The sequence below is a fragment of the Mesorhizobium sp. WSM4829 genome, assembly GCF_055811475.1.
The window spans coordinates 1-689 of record NZ_JBVVQJ010000131.1; the positions used below are offsets into that span (position 1 = coordinate 1).

Consider the following 689-nt stretch of genomic DNA (forward strand, 5'->3'; position numbering starts at 1 on the left):
AGCGCCCGACCAAGATCGATCACCGTTTTGACAAGCAGCCGGTCCTCCCGAGACTTGGCCAAGCCGCGAATGAAGCCTTGATCTATTTTCACCTTGCGTATCCGGCTGTCCTTGAGCGACGCCAACGTGGAAAAGCCGGTGCCGAAGTCATCGAGCGCGATGGAAATGCCGGCATGTGAAAGCCGTCCGAGCTTTTCATCCAGTCTTTCCGGGTCCACTGGAGATTCTTCGGTAATCTCGATTTCGAACATCGTTGTCGGGAGGTCTTTTGCCGCCAGACCATTCAGAACCATGTCGTCGATATCGCCGGCTTCCAATTCGCGCGGTGAAACATTCATTGCCACACGAACATCTCGACGGTCAGCTTTCACCAAGCCGTCGATAAGAGCACAACAGTCGGAGAATACCGTTTGCGTTAACAGTTGAAGCATTCCGGTTTCGCGTGCGGCTGTCATGATTTCGGGTGGAGAGATGGAACCATGGATCGGATGGGACCACCTCAGCAGGGCTTCAAAACCGATCACGGCTTCGGTGTCGAGTCTTACGATGGGCTGGAACCAAGGTGCCACCCTTCTCGCCTCTATCGCCGAATGAAGGTCGCGTTCGATGGACTGGCGACGTTGCAATTCCCTGTCGAGTTCGGCATCGAACAGGCGAAATTCGTTCCTGCCACGACGCTTGGCCGTGTA

Annotated in this window: 1 protein-coding gene; it reads right to left on the reverse strand. The window is 55.2% G+C overall.

The annotated features are described in order from the left end of the window. On the reverse strand, positions 1-689 hold a 689-nt coding region (locus AC0L17_RS34510; protein ID WP_473518995.1), incomplete at both ends, for an EAL domain-containing protein.